21 protein-coding genes are annotated in these 19,605 nt (G+C 41.2%); 12 read left to right on the top strand and 9 right to left on the bottom strand.

Annotation, left to right across the window (positions count from 1 at the left end; translation table 11 throughout):
• Nucleotides 1-50: 50 nt before the first annotated feature.
• A complete protein-coding gene (purB, locus tag QXR61_06325; GenBank protein ID MEM3757558.1) occupies nucleotides 51-1,421 on the bottom strand; it encodes an adenylosuccinate lyase in 1,371 nt (456 codons plus the stop codon).
• 98 nt (nucleotides 1,422-1,519) lie between these two features.
• Between purB and QXR61_06320 the strand changes: the two genes are divergently transcribed.
• The 3 genes from QXR61_06320 to QXR61_06310 all read left to right on the top strand — a co-directional run bounded on the left by QXR61_06320 (nucleotide 1,520) and on the right by QXR61_06310 (nucleotide 4,391).
• Nucleotides 1,520-1,786 (top strand): hypothetical protein, encoded by a 267-nt coding sequence (locus QXR61_06320; GenBank protein ID MEM3757557.1) that lies wholly within the window; start codon nucleotides 1,520-1,522, stop codon nucleotides 1,784-1,786.
• 89 nt (nucleotides 1,787-1,875) lie between these two features.
• Nucleotides 1,876-3,342: an asparagine synthetase B gene (locus QXR61_06315; GenBank protein ID MEM3757556.1), complete on the top strand. Its 1,467-nt coding sequence runs from the start codon at nucleotides 1,876-1,878 to the stop codon at nucleotides 3,340-3,342.
• Nucleotides 3,339-4,391: a histone deacetylase gene (locus tag QXR61_06310; protein MEM3757555.1), complete on the top strand. Its 1,053-nt coding sequence runs from the start codon at nucleotides 3,339-3,341 to the stop codon at nucleotides 4,389-4,391. The genes QXR61_06315 and QXR61_06310 overlap by 4 nt, the downstream gene beginning before the upstream one ends.
• Before the next feature lie 17 nt (nucleotides 4,392-4,408).
• Here the strand turns inward: QXR61_06310 and QXR61_06305 are convergent, their stop codons facing one another.
• The gene (locus QXR61_06305; protein MEM3757554.1) at nucleotides 4,409-4,591 is read right to left on the bottom strand and encodes a 4Fe-4S dicluster domain-containing protein; all 183 of its coding nucleotides are present in this window, start codon (nucleotides 4,589-4,591) and stop codon (nucleotides 4,409-4,411) included.
• A 150-nt stretch (nucleotides 4,592-4,741) separates the two neighbouring features.
• Between QXR61_06305 and QXR61_06300 the strand changes: the two genes are divergently transcribed.
• A complete protein-coding gene (locus QXR61_06300; protein ID MEM3757553.1) occupies nucleotides 4,742-5,077 on the top strand; it encodes a hypothetical protein in 336 nt (111 codons plus the stop codon).
• Between the two features lie 270 nt (nucleotides 5,078-5,347).
• On the opposite strand, the gene QXR61_06295 is transcribed toward QXR61_06300, so the two are convergent.
• The 4 genes from QXR61_06295 to QXR61_06280 all read right to left on the bottom strand — a co-directional run bounded on the left by QXR61_06295 (nucleotide 5,348) and on the right by QXR61_06280 (nucleotide 9,059).
• Nucleotides 5,348-7,006 carry a hypothetical protein gene (locus QXR61_06295; protein ID MEM3757552.1) on the bottom strand — a complete coding sequence of 553 codons (1,659 nt, stop codon included), beginning with the start codon at nucleotides 7,004-7,006 and terminating at the stop codon, nucleotides 5,348-5,350.
• A 234-nt stretch (nucleotides 7,007-7,240) separates the two neighbouring features.
• Nucleotides 7,241-7,588 (bottom strand): DUF2095 family protein, encoded by a 348-nt coding sequence (locus tag QXR61_06290; protein MEM3757551.1) that lies wholly within the window; start codon nucleotides 7,586-7,588, stop codon nucleotides 7,241-7,243.
• Nucleotides 7,589-7,674: 86 nt separating this feature from the next.
• The gene (locus tag QXR61_06285) at nucleotides 7,675-8,307 is read right to left on the bottom strand and encodes a nucleotidyltransferase domain-containing protein (GenBank protein MEM3757550.1); all 633 of its coding nucleotides are present in this window, start codon (nucleotides 8,305-8,307) and stop codon (nucleotides 7,675-7,677) included.
• A 50-nt stretch (nucleotides 8,308-8,357) separates the two neighbouring features.
• The gene (locus QXR61_06280) at nucleotides 8,358-9,059 is read right to left on the bottom strand and encodes a 30S ribosomal protein S3ae (GenBank protein MEM3757549.1); all 702 of its coding nucleotides are present in this window, start codon (nucleotides 9,057-9,059) and stop codon (nucleotides 8,358-8,360) included.
• A gap of 149 nt (nucleotides 9,060-9,208) precedes the next feature.
• Here QXR61_06280 and serS point away from each other — a divergent pair, with 149 nt between their 5' ends.
• Both serS and QXR61_06270 read left to right on the top strand, forming a co-directional pair.
• Nucleotides 9,209-10,492 carry a serine--tRNA ligase gene (gene serS / locus QXR61_06275; GenBank protein MEM3757548.1) on the top strand — a complete coding sequence of 428 codons (1,284 nt, stop codon included), beginning with the start codon at nucleotides 9,209-9,211 and terminating at the stop codon, nucleotides 10,490-10,492.
• Between the two features lie 16 nt (nucleotides 10,493-10,508).
• Nucleotides 10,509-11,483, top strand: a complete 975-nt coding sequence (locus QXR61_06270; GenBank protein ID MEM3757547.1) for a sugar kinase — start codon at nucleotides 10,509-10,511, stop codon at nucleotides 11,481-11,483.
• Nucleotides 11,484-11,530: 47 nt separating this feature from the next.
• Here QXR61_06270 and QXR61_06265 read toward each other — a convergent pair whose 3' ends face one another.
• Nucleotides 11,531-12,559 carry an ATP-dependent 6-phosphofructokinase gene (locus QXR61_06265; protein MEM3757546.1) on the bottom strand — a complete coding sequence of 343 codons (1,029 nt, stop codon included), beginning with the start codon at nucleotides 12,557-12,559 and terminating at the stop codon, nucleotides 11,531-11,533.
• A gap of 147 nt (nucleotides 12,560-12,706) precedes the next feature.
• On the opposite strand from QXR61_06265, the gene QXR61_06260 reads away from it, so the two are divergent.
• From QXR61_06260 to albA, 4 genes are all read left to right on the top strand, one after another.
• Nucleotides 12,707-14,338, top strand: a complete 1,632-nt coding sequence (locus tag QXR61_06260) for a CTP synthase (protein MEM3757545.1) — start codon at nucleotides 12,707-12,709, stop codon at nucleotides 14,336-14,338.
• 55 nt (nucleotides 14,339-14,393) lie between these two features.
• Nucleotides 14,394-14,570 (top strand): preprotein translocase subunit Sec61beta, encoded by a 177-nt coding sequence (locus QXR61_06255; GenBank protein ID MEM3757544.1) that lies wholly within the window; start codon nucleotides 14,394-14,396, stop codon nucleotides 14,568-14,570.
• Nucleotides 14,571-14,689: 119 nt separating this feature from the next.
• On the top strand, nucleotides 14,690-16,525 hold the full coding sequence (locus QXR61_06250; protein MEM3757543.1) for a DUF2070 family protein: 1,836 nt from the start codon (nucleotides 14,690-14,692) through the stop codon (nucleotides 16,523-16,525).
• 78 nt (nucleotides 16,526-16,603) lie between these two features.
• Complete coding sequence (albA, locus tag QXR61_06245; GenBank protein MEM3757542.1) at nucleotides 16,604-16,882, top strand: DNA-binding protein Alba; 279 nt, start codon at nucleotides 16,604-16,606, stop codon at nucleotides 16,880-16,882.
• Nucleotides 16,883-16,946: 64 nt separating this feature from the next.
• Here the strand turns inward: albA and QXR61_06240 are convergent, their stop codons facing one another.
• Nucleotides 16,947-17,900: a hypothetical protein gene (locus tag QXR61_06240; protein ID MEM3757541.1), complete on the bottom strand. Its 954-nt coding sequence runs from the start codon at nucleotides 17,898-17,900 to the stop codon at nucleotides 16,947-16,949.
• A gap of 28 nt (nucleotides 17,901-17,928) precedes the next feature.
• On the opposite strand from QXR61_06240, the gene QXR61_06235 reads away from it, so the two are divergent.
• Together QXR61_06235 and QXR61_06230 are read left to right on the top strand one after the other, a co-directional pair.
• A complete protein-coding gene (locus QXR61_06235; protein MEM3757540.1) occupies nucleotides 17,929-18,201 on the top strand; it encodes a DUF131 domain-containing protein in 273 nt (90 codons plus the stop codon).
• Between the two features lie 5 nt (nucleotides 18,202-18,206).
• Entirely contained in the window at nucleotides 18,207-18,659 is a 453-nt protein-coding gene (locus QXR61_06230) for a DUF131 domain-containing protein (protein ID MEM3757539.1), read from the top strand.
• On the opposite strand, the gene QXR61_06225 is transcribed toward QXR61_06230, so the two are convergent.
• Nucleotides 18,656-19,495 (bottom strand): hypothetical protein, encoded by an 840-nt coding sequence (locus QXR61_06225; GenBank protein MEM3757538.1) that lies wholly within the window; start codon nucleotides 19,493-19,495, stop codon nucleotides 18,656-18,658. The genes QXR61_06230 and QXR61_06225 overlap by 4 nt on opposite strands.
• Nucleotides 19,496-19,605: the final 110 nt, after the last annotated feature.

The raw sequence follows: 19,605 nt of genomic DNA, 5'->3' as shown, positions 1-19,605 counted from the left end.
ATTGCCATCGAGGTTGAAAAGCGTTTCCCCGCTACAGTTTAGGAATACATTTATTTTATTAATCCTCTTTCACGTCTCTCTTGAATTGTTTTTTCTATAGCTAATTCGATCTGCTTAATAGCTGTGCCAAGATAGTTTTTCGGATCCAGAGCTTCATCTATTTCCTCCTCTGTCAAAAGTTTTCTGATCTCCTCGTTATTTAAGAGGACTTCTCTGAAAGGTATTTTCTCAGACGCGCTTTTAATAGCCATTCTCCTTAAAAGTTCATGCGCCTCCTGCCTACTCATCCCTTTTCTCGTAAGGACTATCATGACCGCCTCTGATAGCGCTCTACCCTGAGTTAAACCTATATTTTCAAGCATCTTCCTTTCGTCGACTTCAAGACTTGATAGAACCCAAATCATTAAACTTAGCATGTAGTCCACTAGAATACATGCCTCGGGTATAATGAATCTTTCAGCTGACGACTGCGTTAAATCCCTCTCATGCCATGTTGGAATATTTTCTAAAGCTGGTATAACAAGGCTTCTAACGACCTTTGCTAAACCGCATATTCTTTCGCATATCTCCGGATTACGCTTATGAGGCATTGTTGAACTGCCAACTTGTCTCCCCCTCTCAAATGGCTCAAAAACTTCAGCTATCTCGGTCCTTTGTAATTCCCTTATTTCTGTGGCAAACTTGTCTAATGTTGAGGCCAGCATAGCTAATAGGCATATTAATTCAGCATGTATATCACGCGATATAATCTGCGTCGTGATGCCCGCTGGCTGAAGCCCAAGCCTTCTCATAACAAGCTCCTGTATCTTCATGGCGTTTGAGCCGAGCCCGGCTTGAGTACCAACAGCACCAGTTATCTTACCAACTAAAATGCGTTTTTTACTCTCCCTTAACCTTTGAATATATCTTGATATTTCACGCAACCAGCCCGCCATTTTGAATCCAAATGTTATTGGCAACGCATGCTGACCGTGGGTGCGCCCCATCATTACCGTATTCTTGTAGCGATCAGATAAGTTAAGCAGGACTAGCTCTAGATCATTAAGGCGGTGTTCAATTACCTCTAATGCTTCTTTAAGTTGCAGGGCTCTAGCCGTGTCGACAACATCGTAGCTTGTTATGCCGAGATGCACATATGCGCCACTTGGACCGCAAACCTCAGCCAAGGCTTTAACGAGAGCCATAACATCATGCCTGATTTCTTTCTCAATTTCTTTTATTCGACTCACCTTAACATATTTTGTCGATGCCATTTCCATTATTTTCTCAGCGGCTTCTTTCGGGATTTCACCAACCTCACTTTGAGCCCACGCTAAAGCGGCTTCAACATCAAGCATCTTTTGGATATAATTTTCTTCCTCAAAGATTCTGAGCATCTCCGGGGTGCCGTAGCGTCCGGTATCGATAGGTAAAATCGGCATTACTAATCCTTCCCTCCAACATTATCTGCAAGAATATATTCTCTAAAAATACTTATTAATTCTTGTAGCTACAGTCCCCTTTTCTGGGAGAAGATTGCATGTTGGAACTGAATAGGGTGGTTGAAGAAGCAATAGTCGAATACAATAAGTATAGGTCTCCGGAGGTTGAAGCAAAGTTACTCTCAATATCTGGTGGTGAGATTAAAATTGAGTTCGGTGGAAGCTTCTGCTATACATGCGGCTTCTACGATTACTTCGAGGATTATAGAATAATTCTAGAGGAGATGGGGTTAAAAACCATAATCTCAGATATAGAGGAGACTGTCGAAGGAGCCATAGTAACATTTAGGATCCTGCATACCTAGAGAGATTTTCGTTATATAGGGTTGAGCGCTAATAGGCTTATTAGAGATTCATTGAAAAGGCAAGAGGATTGAGGTGACGAAGAGGAAGAATGGGAGCCCTAGCAGCGGTTGTCTCTAAACATTATGGAAGAATCAACGCGGCTTCAGAAGCCATAAAAATGCTTAAAGCGCTTAAGCACAGAGGTGGGGAGACTTACGGGATATCTACCGACAGAGTGACAGTTATCACAAAAGATTTTGTTGATCTGGAGAATTTGACGGAGGTTAAATCGAACGTAGCATTAGGTTATAATTTTAGTCGTATACTTCCAGAAGATGCCCCGCAGCCTATTGAGCATAAAGGCTGCAAATTATCTTTTGAGGGAAGAATATTCTCCCCCCAATATTTGGGGACAAAAGATATTGCTGGTTTATTGGAGCGGTTCGGTGAGATTGAAGAGTTTGCGAGAAATGTTATTGGGAGAATGGACGGTTCGTTCTCGTTTGCCGCCATTAAAAACGATAAACTTATCATTGGAAGAGATCCTATGGGAGTAAAACCGCTCTATTTTTGCGAAAACGAGAGATTTTTTGCCCTAGCTTCAGAGCGAAAAGCATTATGGACTCTTGGAGCAAGCAACAATAGTGTAAAGTCTTTTCCACCCGGAAGACTAGCGGAGATAACAAAGGACGGTATAGCATTAAAGGCAGTTAGGATTTTTGAAAAACCTAAAACGGAGAAGATTGATGAGAACAGGGCTCTAGAGAGACTTTACAGTTTGATTTTAAAGTCTCTCAAGGAGAAGACGAGTGGTTTAGGGAATCTTTCAATAGGGTTTTCCGGAGGCTTAGATAGCAGCATAATAGCCGCGCTAGCAAAAGAGATCAGGGTAAACGCCCTTTTAATATCTGTTGGGCTAGAAGGTTCAAGGGAGATAGAGCAAGCCGAGAAAGCCGCCAATGAGATTGGCTTACCACTTAAAGCTGAAGTCTATACGCTTGTGGATGTGGAAGCAGTTTTACCTAGAGTTTTATGGTTGATTGAGGAGCCCAATGCTTTAAAGGCATCGATCTTCATTCCAATATATTGGACCGCTGAAATATCTTCTAAATTAAATAATCGAGTTATGCTTTCCGGGCAGGGAAGCGATGAGCTATTTGCAGGCTACTATAAATACCTGAGGGAATTTGAAGTTTCAGTAGAAAGAGTGAAGCAGTCTTTATACGAGGACGTGTTGAGATTGCATGAAAGCGCTCTGGAACCAGAGGAAAAGATATGTTCATTTCACGGGATAGACGTCAGATTTCCATACATAGATTATGATTTGGCATCCTTCGCTTTAAGTCTACCAATAACATTCAAGATAGTGTCCCAAGGAGACCCGTTAAGAAAGAGAATACTGAGACAGCTCGCTAAACGGATCGGCTTATCAGCAGATATATACCTTAAACCTAAAAAAGCCATTCAGTATGGGACTGGTGTAAGCCGGGCATTAAGGAAGATTGCGAGAAAAAGAGGATTAACTATGCAATCATTTATTAATAAAGTATTTAGCGAAATAAGGTGGGCGCAATGAAGACCGCGATAATTTACTCTCCCGTATACCTAGAGCATAAGACTGGTAAAGGTCATCCTGAGAAACCCCAACGCCTACTAGCGATAATAAGGGGCGTAACAAGGGAGAAGCAGCTAATGGACAAAATCACCTTTATTGAACCCAAGGCGCTAGAACTAGAAGATCTGCTGTTGGCGCATACTGAAGAATATGTTAGAAGGGTCAAGTACATTTGTGATTCAGGTGGCGGCCTGCTTAATGACGAAACTTTATTGTCAAAGGAGAGCTTCGACGTCGCAAGGTTGGCCGCTGGTGGAGCAGTCGGGGCTGTAGAGGAAGTTTTTTCGGAAAAATTTAATAATGTTTTCGTTTTAGCTAGGCCGCCTGGCCATCATGCTGGGCCGAATTATGGGCTTGGTTTCTGCGTCTTCAATAATGTTGCTTTAGCTGCGAAGCACCTTATCGAGAAGCGTGGTTTAAAGAGAGTGTTGATTCTGGATATAGATGCTCATCATGGGAATGGGACTCAAGATATTTTTTATGATACGGATGAAGTTCTCTATATGAGTATACATGAGGATCCGACCGATTTTCCTAAAACAGGGTTTATTTGGGAAGTTGGAGTTGAGGAAGGCAGAGGATACACTGTTAATGTTCCACTTCCCTATGGATCTAGCGACCCGGCTTTCTGGAAAGCTTTTAAAACAATAATTTCACCAATAGCTGTACAGTATAGGCCTCAGTTTATGTTGATTTCGGCGGGCTTCGACGGCTATTATAGGGATCCGATATCTGATCTATCGTTATCCGCTTATATTTATCCTAAGATTTTTCAGGTGATCCTCAACTTGGCGAGTAAACTATGTGATGGGAGACTTGTAACCGTCCTTGAGGGAGGATACAATCTTTGGTTTTTAAGAAAAGTTGTTGCTTCCTGCATAGCGAGAATGGCTGGATTAGACTTAAAAATTAGAGATAAACGTCCGCCAATAAATCTAAGGGTTCAGAGGGAAGCAAATAAAATAATTGAAGATGTAAGAAAAGTTCAATCCAGATACTGGTCTCTATGATTTATCGGCGTTGCCTACTACTCAGTAATCGTTATAGCGTTGTTTGGGCATTGCGTTTCGCAAGCTCTACAAAGGAGACAAGCATCAACATTCACCGCAACAGATTTCCCTTCCCTCAGCTCATAGACTCCTGCAGGGCAGACATCAACGCAATTACCGCAACCAGTGCACTTCTCAACATCTATATCTATTTTAACCATTGAGGACACTTCCTAAACGTTTTCCCAAAAGATAGTTTAAGGTGAAATAAAAATTTATCCCCAAACCAAGTAAAAAGTATCGCATATTCCATTGATCTATAGATCCCGCTAAATAGGAAGACAAATAAATTAAATGTTAGGGATACGGGGATGAATCGTCTTGAGCTTTTAACTTTAGGGGTCATTTTAAGTCTCATAATCTCGCTAGCCATTAACGTGCTAGTTTTAGTAGAGGTTCAAAAGATAAGTCATTCCTATCAAGAGTTATCCCACGCTTATGCTAAATTATCGAAATTCGTTTTTATCTCCGCCTATCTCAAAATCTCAAGCCATCAGTATAGCTCTATAGCTCTTAAATATGGTGGATGGAACGAGACAAACTTTAAAGACATGGAGGTGACCACTGCCCTATACTACGTAAAGTTTTATAGTACAGCTGAGATGCGCTGCTTTGAGGTTCTGCACAAAATAGCCGACCTGTATTAAGTTATAGCCCTTTTGTCCTCGGAACATTCGATAATACACTTATCCTCATGGCGGTGGAAAGGCCCTTCACTTAACAAAAGCTCATAGACCCTCGTCTCATAATCTGAGAGCCTCAGCCTGTTAAAAATCTTCCGTAATGGTTGTCGGACTGCTCGCGCCACCATAAACTAGGGCTAAAATTCAATAAATAATATTGGTTGTGACGGCTTCTGAATCCGAATCTAATCGAATAAAAATATTCTTGAATTGAAAAATGAAGATTTTACTCGGCTACAAAAATTCTTCCTTAAGCCTTAAGAGAATCTCTTCCCTTTCGCTTTCCGCCTTTTCTTTTCTACTCTCATATTCATTAAGGAGATTGCGGCGTGTTTCAGCGGATATCTCTCCACGTCTATATCTAGTTTCAACGTCAGATATGCTCTTCTTTAAATTTTCGAGCTCAGCGTCAACAGCCTCCAGTTTTCTAATCATGCTAGCATAGCGTCCTCCAGCAGCCTCCACTTTTGCTTTTAAATCAAGGAATCTCTCCTGGATAGATGAAAGTCGTTCTTCAAGAGCCCTCCTAGCGAGCCTATATTGTTTTCTAGAGATTTTTCCTTTAATGGACTGCTGCTCTAGAACCTCTATCTCAGAGGAAACGCGAACCTTTTCCTCGCAGACCTCTATAAATCTTTCTAGAATCTCGGCAGAGACAGGTGCTGGTGAAGGGACGCTAACTTTTCCAGCTAATTTAGCAGATAGAAGGATCGCGATGATTGAGCCGATTATGATTGCTGCGAATAGCGTAGGTCTTAATGCTGCCCAGAAAATCACGTACTGATATTTAACGTTTAGATTTAATCTCTCAAATTTTATAACGTTATGTCGCTTAAAGACTATCTTTTCTTGGAATGGATTTATCGTCTCAATATTCAGTTCAATAGCGTTGTTCTCTCGCACTAAACTTGCGCCTTCAGGTAGTGTAATGCTGGTGATAACTTTGTATATGATCCATGCGTCCGGCTTCGTGAGATTTATATTTAGTGTATAGACCTGCCATCCATTTCTGATAACATATTTTTTAGAAGGCAGCACGTACGATATTGCTATCTTAATCCTCTCGCTCTTCTCCAGTTTTTCGCTCAAATATATTTTAACGGCTGTACCATGGCTTGCATCCACGATATCCATATTGCCTTTAGGATATCTACCATATGCATCATAAGCAGATATATCAGTTGCCCCGGAAGGTAAGACAACATCTATAGAGTATACGTTAATCGTCTCTAATTCGTAAAAATCCGTTGCAAAAATATTTCCCCAACAATCTATAGACAATTCTCTCTTCAATTCCAAGAATTTTAGTATCTTAAAGGTTGTGTCTGAGAACTCCACCCAAGAGGAAGAACTCGCGAAAGGCGGTAGAGGGCTAGTTATATTACAGAGGACTCGAAGGTCGCTAGTTTTATTTATGAAAACATTACTCGGATAATTATCCTCTGAAAGCTTAGCTAAAGATGGCAGAATTAATGTAACATTGCAAAAAGATGCCTCATGCATTAGACTTGGATATAATGGGAAAACAGCGTAAAATAAGTTTGCATTCTTTCTTTCAACTAGATCAGAAAAAACGAGCGTTACAGTAAAATTATAGATATCATCGCCGCTTAAACTTACTGGTTCTAAAAACGATATATTCAGCCATTTAAAACTTTCATCTTCGAAAGATGTTATAGGTAAGATGCCTCGGCCGCTGTAAGCCTCATAGTAAATCAATTTTCCGCTATAGTTTTTTGGTAAGCCAACAGTATAGCTAGTTAACATGCGTTTTTCGGTGTTTCCCCCAAAAATTGAAAATGTAAACGTGTCGTTAATCATAATATATCCGCCGCTTAAAGGGGCTATCCTTCTCTCTATACCCACATATAGGTCTTCCGGCAACAGCATCACGGTGTTCTCCGCGCTTACGGAATTAACTGTAAAAACGGTTATAGAACTGAGTAAAAGCTGAAGGAACAATAATAGCGCACTTTTCCTCAATTTCTTTTAACCTCTCATATCTTTTGATTTTCGTCCACCGTTTTAATATTTTGAATCAAAGTAATAGATCATTTAATTTAAAAGTTACGTATAAAAGAAGATTACGCGTTAACGAGTTCAATTTAACTTAGGTTAAAACGCTTCTTACTTATAGCCAGCTTGCCTAAGGTAATAGGCTTCCTCTTTCTTTGGGCCAAAGCTTCTAACACCCTTCTCTTTTAACTGCTTCCTTAAAGATGATGCATATTCATGAGTTATTTCTTTTCTCCTCTCTAAGTACGCTATTATTTCTTCAGCTTGCTCCTCGTTATCGCATCTCCTCAGAAAATCAATTACATCTGGAATGTAACCATCGAATCTCTTTGAGACCGCCTTTTCTCCTTCCTGAGGATCCAGCCTTATGGATGAAATCGTTATTTTAGCTTCCTCGCCCTCCATTTCTTTGGCGAGATTAGGGAACATTTTTCTGAACTGTTCTTTGTCAATATTCATTGTCTTTTAATCATCTCCAATCTATCTTATGGCAGCTACGCCTTAAAAAGGTTTTATTAAATATTTTAGGAAGAAGCTGAGGTGATTCAAGCCTTCTTTGGAATGAATTTTTTCAAAGGATCCTTTTCCAGAACCTCTCTGAGCTGAGAGATCGTTAAGCCTTTCTTTAAATCACCGTAAATTTCACAGCGCTCCTCAACGTACATGTCTTCTAGCCTCCTAACTATTATTTCAGCTTTGTCTCCTGATGGCAAATCTAAAAAAATATGAGTGGCTTCGCCGCTTCCATCTTTTGCAGTGGGCGTCATCTCGATCCTTGTTAACTTAAATCCTCCACTAACGAGCGTCTTTATAACTAAGCTTTCATCTGGCGCGAAAAGAACTATATCTATGTCACTATTCCTGTTTGCTGTCCCCCTCCAAACGCTGCCTATAAGTTTTGGATGAAAGTCTTGAAGGCACTCCATTATTTTAAGGGCTTCTTCCCTCATCCGTATTAAACGAGTTTTCCTTTCTTCTCCTTCATATTCATCAGCTATTCGATCCAACTCTTCAGCGATCTCCAAGTTTGTCGGCAGAACTCTTAAACCGAGTATGCTAGCAGCCCTCTCTTTAGCTTGCTTAAACTCCTTTTCCTGCATAGTATATAGTAAGAAGGCAGCTTCTTGCGCGACTCTCCTCCTCGACAGGGAGCTCCAGAAGTCTTTCTCTTTACTCATACTACTTTAATTAAGACAAGATATTAAATGAGGATAAAAGCCTGTTTTAATTACTCCTCATCATAAGAAGGCTCTTTCTCATCCTCAACTTCTTCGGCTTCTTTAGCTTCGCTTAGCTCAGCATCCGCCTCAACTTCAGCTTCAGATATCTCTTTAACCATCGGTATTTGGACCCCCGGACTTGAGAGTAGCTTTGTTTTTCTTATGCCTACGTGGCGTAGAGGCGCCACCTTTTTCGCATTGTTATATATGTCGGAGGCTATTTTACCAAGGACAGCCTCCTGCACAAACTGATCGAAAGATAATGTCTGCGCCTTTTCTTCTATAATCTTCTTCATTATTGCGCGTATCTCCCGCTCTTGAGAAGTCTTTATCCTAGTGGTTGTGAAGGCGCATGCCGCGACCCTCAATTTATAGCCGTCTTTAGTAATCACGTCAAATATTCCGTCAACCTTAGTTGTCTTCCTTCTGATGAGACTCCTCAGATAATCTCTTGAATACTCGTGTCCCTTAAATATAGTCAGCGCTCTTTTACCATCCACATTAATGATTTGAAAGTAAGTCTTCAGATATTGATGGGCAAAATCCTCAGTTATATCGTATAGCGTCGCTTCCACAACCCTTCCTAGAATTTTCTCCGGCTCATCTGCTGGTATAGCGCCTATTTCAACGCTCCCAAAATATGGTGGAGCAACTACAGTATACCATTTTTTACTACGCCACTTATCTTTAATACGGGTGCTCTTTGACACCTTTCATGCCACCGTCGTATTCAGAAAATAATAAAATAGGTTTATATTAAAGGTTTCTGAAAAATCCTAAGCCTTAAATTTTTATGAAACTTTAAATGAACGCTTTTATATTGGTCTAAATCTTTTCTTTTTGAAAAAGGGTTTCCGCTATGATAGACATCAGGCTGATAAGAGAGAAACCGGACTTTGTTAAGGAAAACATTAAGCGCAGAAACGATCCTGAAAAACTGAAGATTCTCGACGAACTCATGGAAATCGATAAGAAATGGAGGATGTTGCAAACTGAGCTAAATAATTTGAGGAGGAGGAGAAATGAGCTTAGTGTCGCAATTGCTCAGAGAAAGAAGATGAATGAGAGCGCTGACCAGCTACTTCTTGAGGCCGAAAAGGTTCAGGCGGATATAAAGGTTCTAGAAGACCATGTTGAGGAGTATAGGGTGAAAGTAAGGAGTTTGCTCATGCGGGTGCCAAATTTACTTCACGAGTCAGTTCCATACGGTCAAGATGAAAATGATAATGTCGAGGTAAGACGGTGGGGTTCACCGCCAAGGTTTGATTTTCCGCCTAAAAGCCACATAGATATAGCGAAAAATCTAGGTTTAGTTGATGAGGAGAGAGCTAATAAGGTTGCCGGCTCAGGCTTCTTTTATTTTAAGGAGGAGCTCGTTTTACTTGATCTTGCAATACAGAGGTTCGCCATAGACTTCCTTAGAAAGCGCGGCTTCATATTAATTGAGCCGCCGTTCATGCTCCGTAGAAAACCCTACGAGGGCTGCGTAGATCTAGAGGATTTTGAGAAAGTTATGTATAAGATTGAGGGCGAAGACCTTTATTTGATCGCCACAAGCGAGCATCCGATAGCGGCGATGTTTATGGACGAAGTTCTAGATAAAAGTCAACTGCCACTAAAGTTTGTTGGCGTGAGCACAAACTTTAGAAAGGAGGTGGGGGCGCATGGTAAATATACTAAGGGCTTCTTTAGAATGCATCAATTCAATAAGGTTGAGCAATTCGTCTTCTGTCTCCCGGAGCAGTCTTGGGAAATCCATGAAGAGCTGCAGCGGAACTGTGAAGAAATGTATCAGATGCTCGGTTTACATTATCGTGTAGTAAATGTCTGCACTGGCGATATAGGGACGGTTGCCGCGAAGAAGTACGATACGGAAGTTTGGATGGTTGATGGAAAGTTTAGGGAGATAGGCTCAAACTCAAACTGCACTGATTATCAAGCGAGAAGATTAAACATAAAATACAGGGATGGGCCTGGAAGACCACCCAAAGGATACGTGCATACGCTTAATAGCACCGCTTTAGCGACAAGCCGAACAATGATGGCGATACTAGAGCATTATCAGCAAGAGGATGGGTCTGTCATTATCCCGGAAGTTTTAAGACCGTACATGAATAATATGGAGAAGCTGGAGGCAAAGTAGTGGAAGGGTTGAGAACATGCCAAATTTAGACATTGTTGGAATAGGTGAAGTTTTGATCGATTTCATTGCTACAGAGCCTGTATCGTATATTGAGGCTTCGACCTTCAGAAAGTTTTTTGGTGGGGCGCCCATGAATACATTGATTGGAGCGGTGAGGTTGGGTCTAGCTGTTGGAGCCATAACGGTTGTCGGAGATGATCCTTTTGGGTATTTTCTTTTAAAGGAACTTGAAAGAAACGGCGTTGATATATCCCGCGTCAAAGTTAAAAGAGATGTTAGAACAACGCTTGCTTTTGTTGTTAATGATCCGGAAACTGGTGAACGCATGTTCATATTTTACAGAAGCCCTTGGGTTAAAAGAACTTCGGTTGATTCACTATCGCCGGAGGACATCGACTACGATTACATCTCTTCTGCGAAGATTCTTCATGTTTCCGGTTTCGCTCTTTCAGTCAATCCGTCGAGAAAAGCCATTTTAGACGCCGCCATGTATGCTAAAAAGAGGGGAGTTAAAGTTTCATTCGATCCAACTTTAAGGCTCGACGTATGGAGATCCGAAAAAACGATAAAAGCTATCTATAGCAAAGTGCTCAGGCTTTCCGACATAGCGATGTTTTCACGGGAAGAGGCGGAGTTCACGTTTGGGACAAGTGAGCCGGAAAGGGCTGCAGATAAGGCTTTGAGATACGGTGTTGAAATAGTTGGCATAAAGCTTGGCGAGAGAGGGGCCTTTGTGAAAACCAAAGATGGAAGAAAAGTTTATGCTCCAGCCTTCAAGGTTAAACCTGTAGATACTACGGGTGCTGGCGACGGATGGAACGCTGGCCTACTTCTTGGCGTAATTAAAGGATGGGACTTAGAGAAATGTGTTAAAATAGCTAATGCTGTTGGAGCTTTCGTAGTTACGAAACATGGTGCGATAACCGCTCTACCTTACCGAGAAGAACTAAATAATTTTCTCAAGGAGCATGGGGCTGGTGTTGAAATCTAAAAACTAAAATATTTAAACAAAAATGTTAAGGCTAATTTTCCTCTATTTCATTCGAAGAAAACTTTAGCCTCATTATATAGTTCTAAGTCTACTTGTTTGGTTCTTCCGGTCGCTTCTGAAAGTGGGACTGTGGTTATCTTTCCGGATTTGAGCGCGACCATTAAACCAAATTTTCCTTCCTTGACTAAATCTACCGCTGCTAGACCGTATCTTGTAGATACTATGCGGTCAAGCGCCGTCGGCGATCCTCCCCTAATCGTGTGAGCTGGAACAACATGTCTTGTTTCAATGCCTAACGCTTTTTCAATCTCCTTTGCCAAAAACTCCCCTATTCCTCCAAGATAAACGTGCCCAAACTGGTCGACTTTAACATCTTTAGTTATTGGGCCTCTGTAATCTTTGATTAAAGCGCCTTCAGCAACAACCATCACTAGAGATTTTTGGCCACTTTCCATCTTCTTCTTCACAAAGTTTACTACGTCGGATACGCTGAACGGTTCTTCCGGTATCAATATGAGATCAGCCCCTGCAGCTAATCCAGAGTATAGCGCAATCCATCCGGCATGTCTACCCATAATTTCAACAATGAATACTCTTTCATGAGCGTCGGCCGTAGCCTTAATGTTCTCTATCTGATGCATGGCTTCATTAATGGCTGTGTCAAAGCCTATAGTGTGCTCGGTTTCCGGCACATCGTAATCAATGGTTTTAGGAATACCGACAACGTTTAATCCAGCGTCACTAATAGCTTTAGCGACACTTAAAGTATCATCTCCGCCGATCGCTATTAATGCATCCAAGCCGAGTTTTTTAAAGTTTTCAGCTATCCTTTTTATCCCGTCAGGATACTTTAGAGGATTTGTCCTCGAAGTCTTAATTATTGTGCCGCCAAACCCAATGATATCCTTAATATTATCATATTTCAGCGGTATCGCGTCGCCCTCAAGCATGCCTGCCCACCCGCGTCTAATACCTAAAACTTCGAAGCCATATTTCTCACATTTCTTCACTATTGCTCTGATAGCGGCATTAAGTCCCGGTGCATCTCCACCGCCCGTTAGAACCCCAACTCTCATTTATAGCTCCTCCTTTAAACATGCGAACCCTTTAGGTATAGAGGGAAAATGTTGGAAAAAAATCTTTCGCTTAACATAAAAGCAGACGTTAACCATTTTAAGCATGTTCTGGACTTATCTCTATATAATTGGGAAGAGGTTTAGGCGATGGTTAAATATATTTTCGTTACTGGCGGAGTATTAAGCTCGGTAGGTAAGGGAATAGTCACATCATCTGTAGGAAAAATGCTTCAGTTTAGAGGTTTCTCAGTTACAGTAATTAAAATAGACCCGTACGTAAATGTTGACGCCGGAACCATGAACCCGTACATTCACGGCGAAATTTTTGTTACCGATGATGGAGGAGAGACAGACCTCGACTTAGGTTGGTATGAAAGGTTCCTTGACATCAATTTGTCGAAAGAAAATAATATTACAACAGGGCAAGTGTATCAGGCGGTCATTGAGAAGGAGAGGAGGGGGGACTTTCTCGGAAAATGCGTCCAAATAATACCGCATATAACCGATGAGATTAAGCATAGGATACGTGCGGTCGCAAAAAAGTCTGGAGCAGATGTCGTTCTTACAGAGTGCGGTGGAACCGTTGGCGACATAGAAGGGCTACCTTTCTTAGAGGCTATGAGGCAGATGCGCCTTGAGGAAGGCTATGAGAATACTCTTTACATACATGTTGCTCTGGTCCCCATACTCGACGTGACATCCGAGATGAAAACTAAGCCCCTTCAACACAGCGTAAACGAGCTGCGCAGAATAGGTATACAGCCCGACATAATAGTTTCTAGATGTGCAAAAATGATCACCAATGAAGCTCTTGAGAAAATAGCGTTGTTTGGAACAATACCTAAAGAAGCGGTGTTCTGCTCTTATAATGTATCAACCATCTATAAGGTTCCATTAATTTTGGATGAACAGGGGATGGGCGACTACATATGTAAGCGGCTCGGTCTTGCGCCAAAGCAGATCAATATAAGTGAGATAGAGAGATGGAGAAACTTTGTTAACGCCTTAGAGAACGCTAAATACAGCGTAAAAATAGCTCTTGTTGGCAAATACACAGGGCTAATTGATAGCTATGTTAGTATGAATGAGGCATTTAAGCATGCTGGTGCGGCCTGCGGCACCAAGGTTACGATAGATTTTATAGAAGCGGAGAAGTTTGAGAAGAACCCGGAGAGGATCAATGAACTTAAGGAGTACGATGGCATATTTGTTCCATACGGGTTTGGCCCTAGAGGGACAGCTGGTAAAATGATGGCGATCAAGTATGCGAGAGAGAACAATATTCCATTTCTAGGCATCTGTTACGGCTTTCAATTGGCTGTTGTCGAATTCGCGAGAAACATATGCGGATTAAAGAACGCAAACAGTACTGAAATAGATGAGGATACTCCCCATCCAGTAATAGATTTAATGCCTGAACAGTATCAGACAACTTATAAAGGAGCTACCATGCGCCTAGGGGCACATAAAATAATAGTTAAGGAGGGTACATTAGCCCATAAGCTTTATGGCGCAACGGAAATATACGAGAGACATAGGCATAGATACGAAGTCAACCCGAAATACGTAGAGATTTTAGAAAAGCATGGACTCGTCTTCTCCGGAAAGAGCCCAGATGGCAAGAGGATGGAGATTCTAGAACTGCCGGATAAATTCTTCTTTTTCGCGTCACAGTTCCACGGCGAATTTAAGAGTAGGCCTGGGAAGCCAAGTCCAGAATATTATGGTTTTGTTAAAGCATGTCTCGAAAGAAAACTTAAAAGAGGAGGCGAAATATAAGCGAAAAGGTTAATTGGCTACTCATCACTAAAATTTATGAAAAGGTGGTTAATCTTTGAGCGGTGGAAGGGAGAGAAAAAGGCGTAGAACTGCACCAGCGCCAGCCGCTGGCGCCGGCTTACTGAGGTTCTTTGAAGAGGAAAGTTTAGGTGTAAAAATAAGGCCCAGAACATTAATAATATTGACAATAGTTTTCATAGCGTTATGCATCATCATTCAGTTTTCCATGTAGCGAAAGCAACCTAAAATAACGGTATGCGTGCTCCAGGGCTGTTTTCAGGCTGACTATTAAATTTATTTTTATCCTAAATTCTTTAAGTGGAAGAGGGTGAATGTGACTGGTGATTGAGATTGGATCCGTCGCCTTCTGAAAGCAGCATCGACCTTGCCGTTAAACATTATTCTAGCCTATTTACTCTCCCGTCATTTAAAGTAATACTCGCATTACTGTGCCTCGAGAACTTTCTTTTGGGCTTGATAACGATGATCGGCTTGCAGCATCAGTTAGTATCATGGATCACGAGGGGCTTTAAGCTGGGGATCCTGTTCAATGCGCTAATTATAGCTTTGGATTATCTTGCCGCTAGGATATTATCTGCCAGAGACCCTGTTTTAAACCATAGGAGAATATCTTTTCTATCGTTTTCCGCAAATCTCTTCTATATAGTTATCATGACTATCGGGGGTATACTAGCTCCAAGTTCCCTAAAAGATCCAGACTTGCTTATTAAAGTTTTATCAATTTGCTTTTTTGCAAATTTTTCTTTTCGTACCCTAGTCGTCCACTCTATTTCTTTTTCAAACTTTTTGGCTAAATCTATTGCCAGCGGGCTCCAGTCCTCTGCAACTTTGCTGCTAATGATCTTAATTCGTGTGAAGACTTTTTCCATAAGTCATATAGGACATATCATTATTGCCGCAGCCGCCTCAATGTTAAGTGTGCACTTGTTCATAACCCTCCTTAATAGGGAGGGAGAGAAAACATTTAGCATTCCATCGCTTGAGATATTTAGGGCTTTTCTTGCCAATTGGACTGAAAGCCTAGAGGGGCCATTTGAGGAAATATTGGAGCGCCTTGGAGAAGAACGCGACATAATGACGTCTCTAATCATTTTTAGGAGCAAAAATACTGGAGACTTAAAGGCCATAATAGTTGTCCCTAACTTGCATCCGGGACCATTTAAAAATATTGGAAGCAGCTCCCTTCCAAGCTTAATAGAAAACCTATTAGAAAAAGAGTATGGATGCGTGGTTTCTGTCCCGCACGGGATATCAGGCCATTCTCTCGACCTAGTCTCTCAAAGAGAAAACAAAAAGGTTCTTGAAAGGTTGCTTGAGGCCATGAATGAGCCACATGTTTTTTCCACCAACGCAACTATTTTCTTTAGCGTTGAGAAGGATGGAGCGAAAGTTGGTTGCCAAGTCTTCAATAAATGTGTCTTTTTAACTTTGACTCTTTCCCCTGAAACAATGGAAGATTTACCAATAGAATTAAACGACTTTATAGTTCAGAAGGCCATGGAAAACGGCTTCTCCTGGGCAATAGCTGTAGACTCCCATAACAGTCTCAATGGACCATTCAATGTTGAGAAAGCCGTGGAAGCGTTCAGAGAAGCCGTGATATTAGCCCTCAATAAAGCAAAGGGTCTCGCATGTATTCCGGATGGCTTAATGGTGGGCGCCGGAAAAGTTAACCCGAAGGATTTAAGCGTTAAAGATGGGATTGGGCCGGGGGGTATCACGGCCATAGTTGTCGCGGCCAGCGGTCAGAAGATAGCTTACGTTACAATAGATGGGAACAATGTGGTGTCCGGTTTAAGAGAAAAGATTCTTTTAAGTCTAAAGGATTTGGGCGTAAGTGGCGGTGAGGTTTTCACGACCGATACACATATTGTTAATGCAATTGTGTTGAATGAGAGAGGATACTACCCCGTAGGGGAAGTTATAGAGCATAATAGATTGATTGAGTACGTTAGGCGCTCCGTTATTGAAGCGTTAAATAACATGGAGCCTGTTGAAGTAGCATGGCATAAAGTAGTAATTCCAAGAGTTAAAGTTATTGGAGAACTTCAAATCAATCAGCTTAGCGCGCTTACTGATATAGTTTCAAGAAGAGCGAAAAAATATTCACTTATTTTCGTTTTCTTTGGTTTTCTATTCACGATAATATTATCTCTTCTTCCTTAAGGAAAATATTATATCGTAGTTATGTTTAAAAATAAGGTGAATTAACAAGAAATTAGCGGTGAGGAGAAGAGATACACTATGGCCGAAGAAAGTCAAGTAATGATCGGAAAGAAGCCAGTAATGAACTATGTGGTAGCGTGCCTGACAGCGTTCAACTCCGGTGCCAAAAGAGTTGTCGTCAAGGCTAGAGGAAGAGCTATAAGTCGAGCGGTTGATGTTGTTGAATTGCTACGTCGCGCCTTCCTCAAAGACATAGTTATCGAGAAGATCGAGATAGGCACTCAAGAGATGACGAGCCCGGATCGACCGAAGACAAATGTTTCGACAATAGAGATCTCGCTAGTAAAAAAGGAGTAAGCCAATAAAACCTTTTTTTATCTTTTCTTTTTAATAACTTTATTTTATTTTTGTCCGTATTAAGTTATTTGAAGCCAGATGGCTTCTTTTTTAATAAAAGAATGCTTGTCCGGCTTCCTGAATGAATTTCTATTTTACCATCAAAACGCTCCTTAACTCTCATATTTAGCATCATAACATAACGCCCTAAGTGTTCTTCTGAAATGAAATCGGCGCTCTCGTCCCAAAGAACCGCTAGAATTTTACCGCTCTCATCGCTAATCTCCATACGTCTGACTTTCCCCTCACTGTTTTTGCGTTTAAAAGTAAACTGCGGATAAACCTGCTCAATAAGGCCAATAACATCAACAAATTTATTTTGACTAGATATTTCACCAATTTTTTTAGTGAAGCCCGTTATGGGCGGATAATTTTCTTCATTTAAATCTTTTGGATTAATCTCCACTTCACTTTTAGGACCCACATTCAGCTCCGTTTTCCCGCCACCTTTACGTCTCACTGCTACGTGAGACAACCTCACTATCTCATCTGTTGCATCGACGTCTATGAGAAGCGCTTTTTCATTCCATAATGTAGCTCTGGTGAGACCAGTGTCGTCTGCTAAATAAATAACCCTCTTAAATCCTTCGCGCCCCTCTGGATAAAAAAACCTTCTTAACGAGCCGACATAGATTACACGACCGCTAATCGTTACATTACTTAAGCCGGAAACTAAGTCTTTAATTTTTAGTTCGCGCCTGAAACTCACTTTGAAATCAATGCCCAGATCGGCGGCTAATGACAGGGCAGCGCTCTCCAGCGTTAAAAATCCCTTTGCGCTCTTCTCCCTCTCCTTGATAATCTTTAGAACTTCATCCTTTGTTAATTCAGGTTTCACTGAAAGTATTTTGGCAATAATATCCTCAAGCGACATTGCGGCAACGACCATAAACATAAACCTAAAAGATAATGACGCCCATTGATAAATAAATTGTTTGTTATTATGATAGTGGTAAAAGCTTATTTTTCTGAAAACCATTAATCTTATTGCTTAACAGGGTAACCATATGGATGGATTTAATATTCTATTCATTGCTGGCTTCACTTTAATCATCTTAGGGTTTATGCTGTCCTTTGTAGCGGCCTTAATAATGTTTTTCAGGAGCCTGAGAAGATATAAGGCTCGCGGGTCGGGATGGAGCGGTTTAGTCATGATAGGTCCGGTACCAATAGTGCTTGGAACTGATAAGGAAAAAATAAAAGTTCTCATTATATTATCAATTATGCTGATGCTTCTGGCATTAATATTTTTGCTAGCCTTAAGCTGGCTAATAAGGTGAAGAAAATGAACGCGAAAATATGTGAGATATGCGGTAAAAGGCAAGCTAAATATGTCTGTCAGGAATGCGGTCGAAAAGTATGTGAGCAATGCATAGAGCCATATGATTTGTTTTGTCTCGAATGTTATAGGAAAATCGAGAAATCTCTTAGATCATCTGAGAAAATTGAAGAAAGAATGGCATTTGAAACTCTGCCAGTGAAAGTATTTTTCTTGGGCTTCCTGCTAATATTTGTTGGGATGTTAATCACGTTTTTAGCCGCTCTGCTCTCCGGGCTGAAGAATTCCACTAGTTTATTTCTTCTTATAGGACCTATACCGATAATTCTCGGCGCCGGGGAACATGCAATATTGCTCACAATTATCGCGGCCATCGTGACAATAATGTGCGTAGTTATATTTGTATTTCTTAATAAGCGTAGAAGCGCGGACATCTTGGGCGGAAGTGGAAGGGGTTAGCGTCTCATTTCAGCGGATTGAAACGAAGATTCAATAAGATGAGCATACTCTCTTCTAACTTTTATCTTAATTTTATCCCATCTCTCTCTAGCCTCTCTTATAAAACCTTTACTGAGAAGCTTACATACATGGCTTAAATCTTTTAAGAAAAATTCCACCTGATCTCTGCTACACGATTCTTCAGCCATCTCCGAAATATCTGAGGCTTCCTTGAAACGTCCCAAATATATAAGTATGAAGCCAGCTTCACAGTAGCTCCACGCAGCCTCAAAATATTCTTGGCATGAGAAATATATGTCAGCAGCCTTAGTGTACAAAGTTGCAGTCTCCTCAAGTCTACCAGATTTTAGGCTGCAGTCGCCAGCGCTTTTATATAGTCTCCCAGCGAGAAGCGTCTTTCCACCTTTTAGTGCTCTTTCAGCCGCGTTCCGATAGATTATGTTTGCTTTTTCAAAGTCGCCGTTATCGATAAAGTAGTCGCCTGCAGCTCTGAATATGCTTATGCTTTCGCCGCTTACTTCAAGCTCGCTGCCCTCGAGAGATAGAAAGCGCTCCCACATCTTTAAGCCACAGAGATTAGCTTTCTCATCTTCCCCCTGTCCGGCAAAAGACTCTATAGCCCTGAGATAGAGCGCTATCGCCTTTATAGCGTCGCTAGATTCTTCGGCCGCTCGCATATAACATTCTCCGGCCCTTATAGCGGTTCTCCTTTGATTAAATCTGTCACCATTTACCCCAAAACGTACCGAGAGATGCCTAAATAATCGCGCAGCCCCCTCATAATCACCTCTCTTAATCGCTTCCTCGGCTAAGTCTTCAAGATACCTATCAGACAACTGCCACCTTTCCTCATTTTAAAAGCAATCCCAAAAATAATCAGGAAGAGAGATGTAATAAATCTTTTTAATGTCTAAAATGTTAACCCTCACTCTAAGCAACTCTAACT

The organism is Candidatus Bathyarchaeia archaeon (assembly GCA_038882715.1).
Classification (GTDB): Archaea; Thermoproteota; Bathyarchaeia; order Bathyarchaeales; family DTEX01; genus DTEX01.
Note: the sequence above shows the minus strand (reverse complement) of the source record. Positions and strands in the feature narration are given on the sequence as shown.